The organism is Candidatus Giovannonibacteria bacterium (assembly GCA_016432405.1).
Taxonomy (GTDB): Bacteria; Patescibacteriota; Minisyncoccia; order UBA11713; family 2-01-FULL-45-33; genus MFHE01.
On sequence record CP066687.1, the window covers coordinates 164,278 to 178,331 of the forward strand.

20 protein-coding genes are annotated in these 14,054 nt (G+C 49.0%); 4 read left to right on the forward strand and 16 right to left on the reverse strand.

Annotated features, from left to right (window positions below; translation table 11 throughout):
* Positions 1–2: 2 nt before the first annotated feature.
* Genes HYW15_01140 through HYW15_01150 form a run of 3 tightly spaced genes read right to left on the reverse strand, consistent with a single transcriptional unit; the run spans position 3 to position 2,679 of the window.
* On the reverse strand, positions 3–857 hold the full coding sequence (locus tag HYW15_01140; protein QQG42798.1) for a hypothetical protein: 855 nt from the start codon (positions 855–857) through the stop codon (positions 3–5).
* A complete protein-coding gene (locus HYW15_01145) occupies positions 854–2,143 on the reverse strand; it encodes an extracellular solute-binding protein (protein ID QQG42799.1) in 1,290 nt (429 codons plus the stop codon). The genes HYW15_01140 and HYW15_01145 overlap by 4 nt, the downstream gene beginning before the upstream one ends.
* A 2-nt stretch (positions 2,144–2,145) precedes the next feature.
* The gene (locus tag HYW15_01150; protein ID QQG42800.1) at positions 2,146–2,679 is read right to left on the reverse strand and encodes a class I SAM-dependent methyltransferase; all 534 of its coding nucleotides are present in this window, start codon (positions 2,677–2,679) and stop codon (positions 2,146–2,148) included.
* Positions 2,680–2,802: 123 nt separating this feature from the next.
* Here HYW15_01150 and HYW15_01155 point away from each other — a divergent pair, with 123 nt between their 5' ends.
* Entirely contained in the window at positions 2,803–3,465 is a 663-nt protein-coding gene (locus HYW15_01155) for a hypothetical protein (GenBank protein ID QQG42801.1), read from the forward strand.
* A 28-nt stretch (positions 3,466–3,493) separates the two neighbouring features.
* Here HYW15_01155 and HYW15_01160 read toward each other — a convergent pair whose 3' ends face one another.
* The 11 genes from HYW15_01160 to lepB form a co-directional block, all read right to left on the reverse strand.
* Complete coding sequence (locus HYW15_01160) at positions 3,494–3,853, reverse strand: hypothetical protein (GenBank protein ID QQG42802.1); 360 nt, start codon at positions 3,851–3,853, stop codon at positions 3,494–3,496.
* Between the two features lie 36 nt (positions 3,854–3,889).
* Positions 3,890–5,023, reverse strand: a complete 1,134-nt coding sequence (gene ftsZ / locus HYW15_01165; protein ID QQG42803.1) for a cell division protein FtsZ — start codon at positions 5,021–5,023, stop codon at positions 3,890–3,892.
* A 100-nt stretch (positions 5,024–5,123) separates the two neighbouring features.
* The gene (ftsA, locus tag HYW15_01170) at positions 5,124–6,338 is read right to left on the reverse strand and encodes a cell division protein FtsA (GenBank protein QQG42804.1); all 1,215 of its coding nucleotides are present in this window, start codon (positions 6,336–6,338) and stop codon (positions 5,124–5,126) included.
* Positions 6,338–6,697, reverse strand: coding sequence for an rRNA maturation RNAse YbeY (locus HYW15_01175; protein QQG42805.1), 360 nt, complete (start codon positions 6,695–6,697; stop codon positions 6,338–6,340). The genes ftsA and HYW15_01175 overlap by 1 nt, the downstream gene beginning before the upstream one ends.
* Positions 6,694–7,161 (reverse strand): GatB/YqeY domain-containing protein, encoded by a 468-nt coding sequence (locus tag HYW15_01180; protein ID QQG42806.1) that lies wholly within the window; start codon positions 7,159–7,161, stop codon positions 6,694–6,696. Before HYW15_01180 ends, HYW15_01175 begins: the two co-directional genes overlap by 4 nt.
* Positions 7,162–7,183: 22 nt before the next feature.
* Positions 7,184–7,399, reverse strand: a complete 216-nt coding sequence (locus HYW15_01185; GenBank protein QQG42807.1) for a 30S ribosomal protein S21 — start codon at positions 7,397–7,399, stop codon at positions 7,184–7,186.
* 4 nt (positions 7,400–7,403) lie between these two features.
* Positions 7,404–7,724, reverse strand: a complete 321-nt coding sequence (locus HYW15_01190; GenBank protein QQG42808.1) for an HIT domain-containing protein — start codon at positions 7,722–7,724, stop codon at positions 7,404–7,406.
* The gene (locus tag HYW15_01195; GenBank protein ID QQG42809.1) at positions 7,721–8,014 is read right to left on the reverse strand and encodes a hypothetical protein; all 294 of its coding nucleotides are present in this window, start codon (positions 8,012–8,014) and stop codon (positions 7,721–7,723) included. Before HYW15_01195 ends, HYW15_01190 begins: the two co-directional genes overlap by 4 nt.
* On the reverse strand, positions 7,995–8,219 hold the full coding sequence (locus HYW15_01200; protein ID QQG42810.1) for a hypothetical protein: 225 nt from the start codon (positions 8,217–8,219) through the stop codon (positions 7,995–7,997). The genes HYW15_01195 and HYW15_01200 overlap by 20 nt, the downstream gene beginning before the upstream one ends.
* A gap of 97 nt (positions 8,220–8,316) precedes the next feature.
* The gene (hisS, locus tag HYW15_01205; GenBank protein ID QQG42811.1) at positions 8,317–9,693 is read right to left on the reverse strand and encodes a histidine--tRNA ligase; all 1,377 of its coding nucleotides are present in this window, start codon (positions 9,691–9,693) and stop codon (positions 8,317–8,319) included.
* Position 9,694: 1 nt separating this feature from the next.
* Positions 9,695–10,225, reverse strand: a complete 531-nt coding sequence (lepB, locus tag HYW15_01210; GenBank protein QQG42812.1) for a signal peptidase I — start codon at positions 10,223–10,225, stop codon at positions 9,695–9,697.
* An 11-nt stretch (positions 10,226–10,236) separates the two neighbouring features.
* On the opposite strand from lepB, the gene HYW15_01215 reads away from it, so the two are divergent.
* A complete protein-coding gene (locus HYW15_01215; protein ID QQG42813.1) occupies positions 10,237–10,794 on the forward strand; it encodes an aminoacyl-tRNA hydrolase in 558 nt (185 codons plus the stop codon).
* Here the strand turns inward: HYW15_01215 and HYW15_01220 are convergent.
* On the reverse strand, positions 10,791–11,009 hold the full coding sequence (locus HYW15_01220) for a hypothetical protein (protein QQG42814.1): 219 nt from the start codon (positions 11,007–11,009) through the stop codon (positions 10,791–10,793). The two genes, HYW15_01215 and HYW15_01220, sit on opposite strands and share 4 nt — an antisense overlap.
* An 89-nt stretch (positions 11,010–11,098) precedes the next feature.
* Between HYW15_01220 and HYW15_01225 the strand changes: the two genes are divergently transcribed.
* The gene (locus HYW15_01225) at positions 11,099–11,650 is read left to right on the forward strand and encodes a hypothetical protein (GenBank protein ID QQG42815.1); all 552 of its coding nucleotides are present in this window, start codon (positions 11,099–11,101) and stop codon (positions 11,648–11,650) included.
* A 135-nt stretch (positions 11,651–11,785) separates the two neighbouring features.
* Here HYW15_01225 and HYW15_01230 read toward each other — a convergent pair whose 3' ends face one another.
* The gene (locus tag HYW15_01230; protein ID QQG42816.1) at positions 11,786–12,043 is read right to left on the reverse strand and encodes a hypothetical protein; all 258 of its coding nucleotides are present in this window, start codon (positions 12,041–12,043) and stop codon (positions 11,786–11,788) included.
* 71 nt (positions 12,044–12,114) lie between these two features.
* On the opposite strand from HYW15_01230, the gene HYW15_01235 reads away from it, so the two are divergent.
* A complete protein-coding gene (locus HYW15_01235) occupies positions 12,115–14,049 on the forward strand; it encodes a DEAD/DEAH box helicase (protein ID QQG42817.1) in 1,935 nt (644 codons plus the stop codon).
* Positions 14,050–14,054 lie beyond the last annotated feature (5 nt).

The window sequence follows — 14,054 nt, forward strand, 5'->3', positions numbered from 1 at the left end:
TTTTAAGGGAAAACCACATGGATGTGGTTTAGCTGTTTAAGCTGGGCTTCCGTAAACGGAGTGCCCCCGTTGCTTATCAAACAACTGGTTTTGCTTGAACGCAAATCTCCATTCTGGCTTTCGCATATTGCCTCTCTGGATAAAAAACTTGCTCTGCGGCGCAGCGCGGTAAGCGCCGGGATTTCAACCGCGCCGGAACAAGACGGTTTAATGTCAACTACCGGCTTGCCTATGCCATGGGTTTGGTGCAGCGCGCCTTCGCCTTCCGTGCCTCCGCTTATGCAAAATCCTCCGGACGTCGCCAGCGCTTTAAGCCCCGCGGCCGCGCCCAGCGGCAGGCCTTTAAGGTCTGTGCAGTTCGTGGTTTGGCCCGCCGTGCACGGGCTTTTATTAATTTCTATGCCGGTATTTTGGAAATACGCCCTTGCCGCTTCTTCTGTTTGGAATGTCCCCGCCGGAGGAGTAATGGGTGGCGGAGGCGCGATTGGAGAAGGAGTCACAATCGGCGCAGGGCAGGCGTTAATTGACTCCCAAGACCACGTTAGCTTGCCTTGCCCCAATGTGTTTATTATTGTGTTCACTATAAGCCACGCTCCGAAAGCGATGAAAATTCCTATAACGCTGGATGTAAGTATATTTTTGCCTTTTTCAATCTGCGCCGGCTTGCCGGAGCTGGTCAGCCACACAATTCCCCCGATTAAAAGCGCGAGCGCCAAAATCGGAAGCGCAAGCCCTTTGAGCAGAAAATCAACTATGTTGCCGGCCAAATACCAGAGATAGCACGGGTCGCACGCCGGATAATTCCCGTATCCGCAAGGAACAAGTCCCGCAATTAAAATTTTATTTTTCGTAATCATATCTCTCCCAACCGGCTTTTGGCTTTTTCCAGGGCGTCGCGCAGGGTCGTAGAGCGGCCAGTGGCGGCGTCCTCTATTAATTCTCTAAAAATAGCGTCGGTTCTCAAGGGATCGGGGTTTGGCCAGATTTGCAGCGCCAAAACGGATTCGGCGAAAGCCGACTTTGCGGACTCTCCCAGATAGTTCGGCAAAATGTCGCGGCGGAGCGACACGTTCGCCGCTTTGTCGGCGTAAGCCGCTGAATTTTCCTGCTCGCTTAAAAATTTTATAAATTCCCAGGATTGCCTCTGATTCCGCGAGGCCTTGGGCACGGCAAGCGCGAAAATCTCGCCGGCGGTTATGTTTTTGGGGGCGTCGGCAAGCTGCGGCAGGGGGCTTACTCCGAAAGACAGATGCGGATTTTTGTTTGTTATCTCAACGTACTCCGATATCCGCCCAAGATACATCGCCAACTTGCCCGCTATAAAAAACTCCTCCGCCTCCGGCAGGGCGCCTGACCATCCTTGAGCGGTTTTTCTCGGGTTTGCGAAGTCCGTCATAAACCTTAAGGACGATTCCGCCGGCCGGAGAGTCGTCTGCCCGACGTTTAAGGGATTGTTTAAGACAACCTCGCCGGAATTATTTATTATTTTCTCGCCGGATTGGAGAAATAAAGCCGTCAGAACCAAGGGAGCGTTTTTGATGTTTGTCCCCCTCCCCAAAGCCGCGCCGGAGATAAGGATATTTCCGGAAGAATCCTTTTTTGTAAGCTTCGCCGCGTCGTCAAGAAATTCGTCCCAAGTTTTTGGCGGGAGCGTGAGCAGGTTTTTTGAAAAAATGTCTTTGTTCCAGTAAAGCACCGCTGCGTCGGCGTAAAACGGCGCGCCGAGAACCTCTTTTTTATCTCCCAGAAAAACAGCGCCCGCGTCAACATAGTTCTGCCGGATTTCCCTTTCCGTAAAGAGAATCGGAGGGGCGGAGGCGAGCTTGTCTTTGTGTTTTTTAAGATAGCCGGCCGGGAAAACTATAACGTCGGGCGAGTTCCCGCTGGCCAGCGCGTTTAAAAGGTCGTTTTCAAAATTTTCCGTGGTAACCCTTTTGTAGCGCACTTCAAAATTCGGCCTGCTCTCTGAAAATTTTAAAATAAGGTCGCGCATCAAGGCCTCGTCGCCGAACCCCCACATAACCAAGTTTGCCGCAGTTCCCTCGTCCATGCGCAGGCCCGGCATTGCGCCGGTAAACACCAGAACGACAACGACCGCCAGTATCACCGCCCCGCCGATTATCGCTATCTGCAGTTTATCCATTATTATTTATTGAAAATTAAGCCGTAATGGTGCGACCCGGCTGCGAATTCCTTGAAAAATTGGAAGCCGGCGCCCTCCATATTTTTTTTGGCCTCCTCGCGGCTGATTCTGTGCTCAAGCGGAGGAACGGCTCCGGAGGCGCTGTCTTCCCATTCCACAACCATCGCGCTCCCGCCTTTTTTTAAAATTCTGTATGCCTCTTTTGCCACCGCGTTTTTGTCTTCCGCCTGAAAAAGTATGTTCGCGATAAGGACTTTGTCCGCGCTTTCGTCGCGCAAGCCGGAGCCCTGCGGGAGCTCCAAATCGGCGCGTTGCGGCTCTATGTTGAAGAGGTGGAAAAGTTTTATTTTGGCGCGCGTGGCCTCCAGCGCTTCCGGGCGGATATCCAGCGCGTAGACTTTCCCCTGCGGGCCGACTCTTTGCCCCAAGGGCAATGAAAAAAATCCCGCCCCGCAGCCAAAATCGGCGACTTTGTCGCCCGGGCGGATATCCCAAACCCCCAAAACTTCTTCGGGCTTCATAAACCCATTTGGCATGAGTTTATTTTAACAAAAAAACAAACCTTTAAGCATACTTGACAATATTGTAAAAAGGAGTATAATTGGACAAGATTAAAGTATTGGCAGTTTCGCATGTGCTTACGCGGACACTTAGCGAAAATGCCCCCTACAACCTCGGGCAGAGGGAAGTTCCCCGCAGACAGCGGAGGAAAGGAGGATTTAAAAATGAAGTATGGCGAATTGACTCTGGGACAGGTGGAAGCCATCGTCAACAAGATTGGCGGGGTGGACGGCGTCAGGCGCCTACTGGCAGGAGAGCTATCGGTAAGGGCCACAGAGGAGTCAAAACTTCTGGAGCTCCTTGGTACCGTGACCATCCCCGCAAGAGCCGAAAGGTTTGTCGTGGCCGAGAAATTCGTGGTGGACACGAGCGAGAACGCCAAAGTGAAAATCTCCTATCTTGGAGAGAACCTCAAGGCCTTGTTTCTCGGCAAAACTGAGAATCCGATGGGTGAGAGCTCACTTTGCTACCACAAGCTTTGCAGGTACTCGCGGGACATTCCTATCATCAGCGAGCTCGGCGAGGAGAAAGCCGAGACCACGCTTGCCGAAATCTACGTTCTCTTGGAGCGGCAGAGAAACGGCAAGAAAGGGGTTCTCCTTACGAATGGAGCCGCGAACATTTTCTATGTTCGCAACATTCATGGAGACCTCTGCGCGGTCCTTGCGCTCTGCCGTGAGGACGGCTGGCTCGTGAACGCGTACTCCGTTGGGTCTCCGCGCGTGTGGAACGTTGGCATCCTCGTCTTTTCCCGCAACTGATACTTTTTATTCCTTTGACCCCTCCGTTTTAGAGCCAAGTGTTTGCAAGCGCTTGGCTCTTTCTTTTTATCTTGATATTATTACGGATGAACTTTGCTGGCATCTCCGGCCAAGGCTTGAGGTGGCAAAATTCCGGTAGGAATTTTTTATTCCGCAAAGCGCGCGCGAGTGTTGCTTTTCCGATTTTGAATTCTTTATATCCTTTTTGAATTTGTTTTTGTAGAGAAGCATTATTTAGTTCAAGAAAATCTTCCATATCTTCAAAATCCACGATACCAGCTATTGGTTTGCCTTGTTTTTCCACCACCACAAAATCGCCGCTTCGTAATTTACCAACGATGCCGGGCAATTTTTCTTTTGCTTCTTGGATTGAAAGTGTTTTGACCATGCTTTTAGTATAGCGTTAAAAACAACACAGTCAAACCTATTTCCTCTGCCTGCGGATGAAGGCGGGGATGGAGTCCCAGTCGGAGTCCTCTTCGGACGCTTGGGGAATCACTTTTTTTGCTCCGTTTTGGGAGGATGTCTGTTGGGCGATTTTAGGCGCGGCCTGCTGGGTTACTTTCATCGGCCCGAAAAGCGTCGCCGATTTGCCGACATGGTCGTCCGGGAAGCCGGAGGCGATGACCGTTATTTTTATGTCTCCTTTTTTAAGCCGTTCGTCCTGAATCGCGCCGAAAATCACTTTGGCGTCTTGGTCTATTGAAGAGGTGATAATTTTCGCGGCCTCGTTTATCTCCCACATTGTAAGGTCCGGCCCGCCGGAGACGGCGAAAAGCACTCCGCGCGCGCCGTTTATGGAAATATCCAAAAGAGGGGAGCTGACCGCCGCCCGGGCGGCTTCTTCGGCGCGCGCTTCGCCGCGCCCCAAGCCGATGCCCATGAGCGCGCTTCCTGCGTTTTGCATGACGGCGCGGACGTCGGCGAAATCAACGTTGATTACTCCCGGGACGGTTATGAGGTCGGAGATGCCTTCAACCGCGTGGCGTAAAACTTCGTCGCACATGGCGAAAGCGGAAAGAAACGGAGTGCTCTTGGCGACAATAGAAAGCAGTTTGTCGTTTGGAATTACAATCAGCGCGTCCACCGCTTCGCGGAGCTTGATTAGCCCTCCTTCGGCAATGCGAGAGCGCTCCAGCCCCTCAAAAGCGAAGGGCTTGGTGACGACTCCGATAGCCAGCGCGCCATCTGCTTTGGCGGCTTGGGCGACTATCGGCGCCGCGCCTGTGCCCGTCCCTCCGCCCATCCCGCAGGTTATAAAAACCATGTCCGCGCCCTTGAGCGCCTCGTGGATTTCGTCTTTTGTTTCTTCAGCGGCCTGCCTGCCAAGCTCCGCGTTCATTCCTGTGCCAAGCCCTTTGGTTATTTCTTTGCCTATCCTGATTTTTTTATGCGCCAAGCTTTGGTGCAGGTCCTGCGCGTCTGTATTTACGGCAATAAATTCCACACCGCGCACTTTGGAGCGTATCATGTGGTTCACGGCGTTTCTGCCGGAGCCGCCAACGCCTACGACTTTAATTCTGGCAAAAGATTCAATATCTGGTTTAATATGCGGCATGAATTTTTGGTTTAATAAAACAACTCTATCTTAGCGACGGAGCAAAAATGCGCAAGGTTGACCCCCACACCAAAACGTGTTGGTGTGGGGGTTGACGCAACTACGGTAAAAAGGCGCGGAGCCAGTGGAAGAGCGAACCCGAGCGGCCGCGGAAAAATGGCGAGGTGCTGGAATTTTGGTCCAAAGCCGTAAGCGCGGCGCCGACAGCGACCGACCAGGCCGGATTTTTAACTTTTTCTTTGAACCCCCCCAAATTTTCCGGCTCGGCGACTCTGGCGTGGAGCTTAAGCCGCTCCCTCGCTAAAATTTCTATGCCCGGCAAGTTCGCGCCTCCGCCCACGAGCGCCACGCCGGAAGCCAAAAGCCCGGCGCGCTCGTATTTTTTTAAATGTTTTTCCGCGAGCTCAAAAATATCGTCCAGCCGCGCTTCTATTATTTCAGAAAGCTTTTTTTTGGAGTAAGCTCCGTAAACTAAATCCTCTCCGCCGCGCGAAGTTTTTTTGGGCGGCGCGCTTTCTTGGCGCAGAGAACCGTAATTTATTTTTAACTTCTCCGCTTCTTCAAGCGTGGTGCGGAATCCCGTCGCGATGTCGTGGGTAATATTGGCCGACCCGAAAGGAAGAACCTCCAGCGAATAAGGGAGCCCTTCTTCAAATAAAATGATTGAGGTGGTGTTTGAGCCGATGTCCATTAGCATCACACCGACCTCTTTTTCCCGCTCGCTCAAAACCGCTTTCGCCGCCGCCAAGGGGCTCGCGATGACCTCTTCTATATTCACATCCGCCTCATCAAAGGCCTTTATGGCGTTTTTTAGGGCTTGTGAAAAAGCGGTAACGAACAAAACTTCCGCTTCCAGCCGGATTCCCAACAGCCCCACCGGGTCGCGCGCCACAATTTCGTTATCCACGCGGTAGATGACCGGGAATTTATGCAGGACTTCCTTATTTTGCAACCTGCTTAAATTGGTTTCGCTCGCCTGCACTGCTCTGGAGGCGTCTTCTTTGGTAATCTCGCCGTCGGCGCGCGATACCGCGACCAGCCCTTTTGATTTTTGAAAAGCAAGCCCGGCGCCGCCGATGCCGATGTGCGCGCCGCGGCTTTTTATGCCGGTTGATTTCTCCAGCGCCCTCACGGCTTCTTTAACCGCCCGCCCTGCTTCCTCCGGCTCGGTGATTGTCCCTTTTCTGATTCCTTTTCCGAGCGCCGCGCCGACGCCGACTACCCGCGCCGCGCTTTCTCCGGGGACGGTCTCAATGGCGACCGCCTTGACCGAATCCGTGCCCAAATCTATTCCGATTGCTCCCGATTGGCGCATTATTTTAAGTTAAGTATGTTTAATGTTTTTAATTCTTTCCTCCTCATTATTTTGTATCCTTTCTCTGTCTTGTGGTTAAAACCCAAGAGATGGAGCGCGCCGTGCGTAAAGAGGCGCGGCAGATTACTTTTCTTAAAATTTAAAAAAATTTCCCCCTTGTTTTTCTCCAGCAAAAACGAAAGCACGTCCGCGGTTTTATTTTTGTTTCTGTAAATCCTGTTTAGCCGCCGCATAAAGGGGGGAGGGGCGAAGACGACGCTTAATTCAAAATTTCTGCGCGCGGAGAATATTTTATTGTAAAGCCGTTTCAGAATTTTCGTGTCCTTGTGGGGTTTGGTAAGGTTTTTAAACTCAATCATGCCGGCTTATTGAGCTCTCTCTTGAGCGTTTCGGAGATTCTGTCGCCCGAGGCTTTGTTTTTGAGCGTGGGCATAATTATTTTCATAACCTTTCCGAAATCCGTTTCGGACGCGGCTCCTGCCTCCCGTATGCCCGCAAGGACAACCCGCAAAAGCTCATCATCCGGAAGCTCCGGCGGCAGGTATCCTTGGAGTATCTTAAGCTCAACTTCCTCTTTTTTTGCCAAATCCTCCCTGCCGCCCTTTTTGTATTCGGCAATGGAATCTTTCCTTTTTTTGGCTTCGGATGAGATTACGCCCAGCACCTCGTCGTCGGAAAGGCCGATGTCTTTTTTTCTCAACTCAATTTCTTTGCCGGTTATGGCGGCCGCCAGCATGCGCAAAGCGGAAAGGCGCGCCGCATCCCCGCCCTTTAGAGCGCTCTTTTGGTCCTCCGCGATTTTACTTTTTAAATTTTCCGCCATCTCTTGTTTTATTTTATACAAATTACTGCACTTTGCCCAGCTTTCTTAAGCGGTGGATTTCTTTTTCCCATTGAATGCGGCGCAGGGCCTCGCGTTTTTTTTGGTAACTTGACTTAGGCGAGGCGTAGTACCTGCCGGCGCGGGCGCGCGCCAAAAATTTGCTTTGCTGGATTATTTTCGCAAAGCGCCGAAGCATGCTTCCTGCCGATTCATTTTCTCTTTTTCTTACTTCAACCATAATTTTATTTCCAGCCGCCTAAAATATGCAGATGCACGTGGTCTATTACCTGCCCGCCTTCGCGGCCGACGTTAAAGACCAGTTTGTAGCCCGCAAGCCCGAGCTTCTCCGCGCCCTCTTTAGCGATGTGTATTAAGTGTCCTATTAAGACCTCGTTTTCATGTCCCACTTCTTTAATAGAAGGGATATGTTTTTTGGAAACGACTAAATAGTGAATTGGCGCCGAAGGGTGAATGTCCCTGATGATAACAGCGTCCGGAGTTTCCTGCAACACCTCCGCCGGGATTTCCTTTTTTACGATTTTACAAAATATGCAGTCATTCATACTTTGTTTTTCAAGCGTTTATAAATTTTATCGCGGCGGTCAGCGGCTAGGAGCTGGACAACATGGTCAGAGCGGAATTTAAACCCTACTCGATAATCGCGTATAATCCGAAAAGAAAATAAACCTTGAAGCGGCGGGCTTAAGGGCTTAGTATGAAGCTGCGCATCAAATGGGTCGTTTTCAATAATCTCTAAAAGTTCTGCAAGCTTATCTTGGCATTCCATTGGTAGTTTGCGAATATCTTTAAGAAAATCTTTATCATAAACAACCTCACTTTTTTGATCGGACATGATTTAAGAAAGATACCCCGTCCGTAAACCGATAAAGGGGGGCTTGGTTTTGCGAACGGCCAAGCATTTTTTTTACGAAAGCGTCTTTATACTCGCCTTCAAGGTCTTTCAATGGAGCAAAAAGAAATTGCTTCATTTGCCGCAGATCACTTTTTAATTCTTTGATATCTCCATCAAGTTTTTTAACAAGAGTTAAAGTAGTCATATTGCATATAGTCTAGCAAATATTAATTATTAATGCAAATGGAGTGTCCACATCTATTTAAAAGCGGGATTATTGAGCGAGTGAATATCCACGCGCTTTATTTTTTCTTGAGTTTAGCTTTTATTTTTTCAATCAATTTGGTCTGCAGTACCGATTCTTGGATGCCTTCCTCCATGTCGCGGATGAGGATTGAGCCGTCCATGGCTTCTTTTTGGCCCAAAATCAAAGCGAGTTTGGCGCCGATTTTGGAGGCGATGTTGAGCTGGGTTTTTAAATTGTCGCGCGAAATGGATTCTCCCGCTTTGATTCCCGCCGCGCGGAGCTCTTCCATAAGATTGAAGCTCCGCTTCTTGGCCGCGGGGCCGATGTGTATCAAAAAAACTTTCGCTTCCTGGTGTGGCGCCGGGGCGATTTCCAGCCGCTTCATTTCGTGGATAATCCTTTCCATGCCCAAACTCATTCCGACTGCGGGCAGGGGTCTTTCTCCCAAAATTGATGCGAGGTCGTCGTATCTTCCGCCTCCGACCAGAGCCGTAGCGGCCGCTCCGGCCGCCGCTTCCGGGCCATCTTGTTTTTTCCCTTCTTCCAGAAAAATTTCAAACACCGTCCGCCCATAATAATCAAACCCTCTGACCAGAAAGTTGTCCAAAAGGTAGGGGATTTGCCCTTCGTCCAGAAATTCCAAAACGGATTTGAAATGCGTTTTGCACGTTTCGCAAAGGCGCTCAATCATCTGCGGGGCCTGGGCTTTTAGCTCCGCGCATTCTTTTTCTTTGCAGTCCAAAATGCGCAGCGGATTGTCTTTGAGCCGGCGCTTGCAGTCCTTGCAAAGATAGTTGAATTTTTTTCGGTAGTAATTTGTAAGCTCTTTTTTGTAAGCAGGGCGGCAGTTTTTATCCCCTATGCTGTTTATGTGAACTAAAAGGTCATTTTTCCAGCCAGAAGCTGGTCCCTGCCCGTCCGGCAGGCGGGCGTCTTTGGCGGAAAATCCGATTTCGCGGAGAATAAGATAGGCGATTTTAATGGTAAGCGCGTCCAAAACGGCGTCGTCGCTGCCCAGAATTTCCGCGCCGAACTGGCGGAATTCGCGGAATCGCCCGCGCTGCGGCTTTTCGTGCCTGAAAAAAGCGCCTTCATAATAAAGCTTCACGGGCTGCGGCCAAGAGCCCATTCCGTTTTCAAAATACGCGCGCACGATTCCAGCCGTTCCCTCCGGCCGGAGCGCCAAAAAATCGCCGCCTTTGGTGCGAAACGTATACATTTCTTTCTCCACGACGTCGCTGGTTTCCCCCAACGGCCTCAAAAAAAGCCCGGCTTGCTCCAGGTGAGGGGTCTTAATCGGCAAAAATCCGTAAAACTCGGCGATCTCGCGGGCCCTTTCCAGAATCATCTCCATGTATCTGATGTCTCCGTGAAGGATGTCGTGCATTCCTTTCGGCGAGCGGATGATTTCTCTTTTTGATTTTTTCGGCATATTAATTTTGGTCGGTTACAAATCCGGCCTTGGCTATCGGCCAAAGGCGCAAAAGCGCGCGCCCCATTATTTTATTTTTCGGCAGTGCGCCCCACAATCTGGAATCGGAGCTGTGGGGACGATTGTCGCCCAAGACGAAATATTCGCCTTCATCAAGTATTATTTTAATGTCAGGAGCGGTTTTAAGCGAATTCTCAAGATACGGCTCTTCAAAGGCGGCGCCGTTTACGGATATTTTTCCATTTTCTATTTCAACCGTTTCTTTCGGCAGGCCGACGATTCTTTTTATGAAAAATTCCGAAGGGTTCAAAGGATACCTGAACACTACAACCTCTCCGCGCTCGGGCGGGCGGAATTCGTACGTAAGCTCGTCTATTATCAGATATTCGCCGTTGTGAAAATTCGGCTCCATGGAAGCCCCGGAAACTATGAACGGCTGGGCGATGTAGGTGCGCACCGGCAAAACTATGGCCAGGGAGACGACAATCACTTTTATAAATTCCCAAATTGCATTTTCTTTTCGTTCTTCCATAATATTCACATATGATACGCTTAATTTTGGGCTTAGGCAACCCGGGCGCGGAATACGAAAATACAAGGCATAACGCCGGCAGAATTGCCGCCCGGCATTTCGCCGAAAAACAGGATTATCCCGAATTTACGTACGATAAAAAATCTAACTCCCTTGTTTCCAAAAAAGGGCGGACAGCGGTTGCTTTGCCGGAGACATTTATGAATAAATCGGGAAGCGCGGCGGTGAAATTAATCCGGCCAAAAAAGGAGCTAAAAGAACTGGTTGTGATTCACGACGACTTGGATTTGCCGCTGGGGCGGTTTAAAATTTCTTACGGCAAAAGTTCCGGCGGGCACAAGGGGGTGGAATCAATCATGCGCGCGCTTAAAACGAAAAACTTCGTCCGTATCCGCATTGGCATTTCGCCAAAAAGAAAGCCGGCGCAAAAGGAAGTGATGAAATTCATAGTCGGAAAGTTCAAACCGGCGGAGTCGGAAATTTTTAAGAAAATAAACAAGCGCGTATCGGACGCGCTCGAGGTTATGGTGAACGGCTCGTTAGAAAGCGCTATGAGCCAATTTAACTAGTTAACTGCGAACTCTATTTTGGCGGAATCATGCTGGCTTACTATCAGGATGAAAGTTTTCCTCGCCAGGTTTCTCCCGCGGATTTCCGTGTGATTTCTGTTGTGCTTAACGGTCGGCCTCTTTGCCGAAATAAAAAATTCTCTCTGCCCGTTCTTCCTTAATAAGACGGTTTTATACATATTCCGCTCCTTTCCGTTATCGTCTACGAAATTCATAGCAATATATTGCAAATTAGTCAATTTCCGGCTATTATTTCTAATTTAACAAACTTGACCGATCGGCATAGTTTGTTAATAATACTATTATGGCATTTAAAAAAACGAGCGCAAATAAAAAACCCACTTTAACTTTCCTGATTTTAAAAACAATTTTTGATTTGGGTGCCATTACTGTAAACTCATTTTTCCCTGCAAAATACCCGCAAGCACGAATCTGGAGACAGCTTTTAGGCTTGGATAAATCTTACAAATTTTCCCGTCAATCATTCGCGGTCATTTTAAGCAGGCTTCAGAAACAAAAATTGATAGCGTGCCAAAATGGCAAGTGGAGCATTACCAGCTTAGGCAAGAAAATAATTGGAGAATCAAAATTTAGACAGAATTCCGAATTGCCTCCGGAAGATGGCAAGGCGCGGTTATTCATTTTTGATATTCCGGAACGAGAGCGCAAAAAGCGTTTATGGCTTCGCCTTGAGCTTATTTCTTGCGGTTACAAGCTTTTGCAAAAAAGCGTTTGGGTTGGCTACCGGCCGTTGCCGGAATATTTTTTGAGGGACTTGGAGGATTTTAATCTAAGATCTCATATTCATATTTTCAGCATTCATCACAGCGGCACTCTCCAAAAGGAGAATTCTTAAACTTAACAAACTTGACCGATCGGTAAGGTTTGTTAAGTCGTGACACAAATAAAAAAGCGCAGGGTTATTCAACCAATGCGCTATCGCAAAACTCGAGACGTCGGCTTATGCTCGGGTATGCGTATGGCACTCTCTTTATTTAAAGAAAGATAAAATAATGCCCATAATCATAATCACCAATGATGTCAGTATCCATTTGTTGTTAATTTTCACCGCCAACCTTACATTGGGATCCCGCATGTTAAATCCTTTTATTTCGTCATGATGAGGTGGGCGGAAAAGACTGAAAATAAGTATCCCGGCTAATCCCGCAAGGGCTAAAATAAGTCCAAAGTAGTGCATAAATCCTCCTTTTCTGCCAACAATCTTAGCAAAATTGTATTCCTTTGTCAATACATGCTAATATTCAACAACTGAAAGATAAGCTAGATAAATTGTTAATAGCAGCGGTTGCCCCCTCTCTTTTGGAAAAGGGGGTGGGTTGGTTTTCGGAAAATTTTTCTAAAATTGAAAAGTTCAGGCGCGAAAATCCGTTTTGGCGGAGGAATGTTTTGATTTTTGAAACAGGACAAAATATAAAACTTTCCGAATTTTTAAGAAGCGTCGCCGAGCTGGGGTACACGAAAGTTTGGGAAACAGAGCGCCGCGGAGAATTTTCCCAGCGGGGAGGAGTTGTCCATATTTTTCCGATAAACTCGGAAAATATTTTCGCGGTTGAGTTTGGTGGGAATTTTTTGGCAGAAATTTGGCAAAGCGAGCCATTTTCGGAGCGCGAGGGCGTCGGAGCCCCCCGAGTCCGCGAGGGAGGGTTAAGACCGAGCGAAACGGAAATGGCGAGCCTTTTTCACCAAGGCGACTATATCGTGCATATTGACCACGGCATCGGTGTATACCGCGGACTTACGCAGACCACAACGCAGAATGACGCGGATATTGTGATAGAATACGCTCCGCCGCGGGACCGCCCAAACTCGCCCGACTTGCTTTTTGTGCCAAAAAAAGAAGCCAAAAGAATCCAGCCGTATCTCGGCTTTAAAAAGCCGGAGATTCACCGCTTGGGGACTCCCTTGTGGGCGCTTACAAAAAAGAAGGCAAAAGAAGACATCATCGCTTACGCCAAAGAACTTCTTAAGATTTTTGCTGAACGAAAAATGGCGGCGCGGAAACCCTACGAGGCAAATAAAGAATTGGAAGACGAGCTCATCGCGGATTTTCCATACGAACATACCTCCGGCCAAAAAGGGGCGCTGGAAGAAATTTTTTCCAATATGACGCACCAGGGGCCGATGGACAGGGTGCTGACTGGAGACGTCGGCTTCGGGAAAACGGAAATCGCGCTCACGGCGGCTTTCCGCGCGGTCTTGAACGGCCGGCAGGTTGCGATTATGGCGCCGACCACTATTTTGGCTGACCAGCATTCGGAAGTTTTTAAAAAACGTCTGGAAAAATATGGGGTTGAAACCGCGCGGCTTACCCGGCTTGAAAGTCCGGCGGAAATCAGGAAAATTTTGGAAGGAATCAAATCAGGCAGAATAGACATTGTGATTGGGACTCATAAAATTTTGTCGGCCTCGGGCTGGAAAAATCTGGGGCTTTTGGTGATAGACGAGGAGCAAAAATTCGGCGTGGCCCAAAAAGAAAAGTTCAAAAAACAAAATCCGGCGCTGGACATCCTGACTCTCTCGGCGACTCCTATCCCGAGAACTTTGCACATCGCGCTTTCCGGAATTAAGCAAATTTCGTCAATTGAAACGCCGCCGGAAGGGCGGATGGAGATAAAAACTTACGTTTTGCCGAAAAACAAGAAAATAATGAAAGAGGCGATTAATTTTGAGCTTGCCAGAGGAGGCCAGATTTATTTTCTTGCCAACCGCATCCACAAAATTCCGGCGCTTTTGGAAGAGATTAAATATTTGAAAACCAGTGCCAAAATCAGCGTGCTTCACGGAAGGATGCCGGAGGCAAGAATTATAAAAACCATGCGCGATTTTCGCGCCGGGAAAATAGATATTTTGGTTTCCACCACGATTATTGAAAACGGGCTGGACCTTTCCAACGTAAATACTTTGATTGTTGAAGATTCCACGAAGCTCGGCCTTTCGCAGGCGCATCAGCTCCGCGGCCGCATAGGCCGCGGAGAAAAAGAAGCGTTCGCGTATTTTCTTTTCACGGCGCAAAAATTAAAAGAAAAAGCCGCGGAGCGGCTTGAGGCATTGGAAAGATATTCCTGGCTCGGCGCCGGTTTGGAGATTGCTAAAAGGGACTTGGAAATCAGGGGAGCTGGAAATATTTTGGGCCGTGCGCAGTCCGGCGTCGCCTTCCGCGTCGGATTGAATCTTTATTTTGAACTTTTGGAGGAGGCGATTTCGGAAGCCCGCGGGTTTGACAAAAAAACCTAGATTTG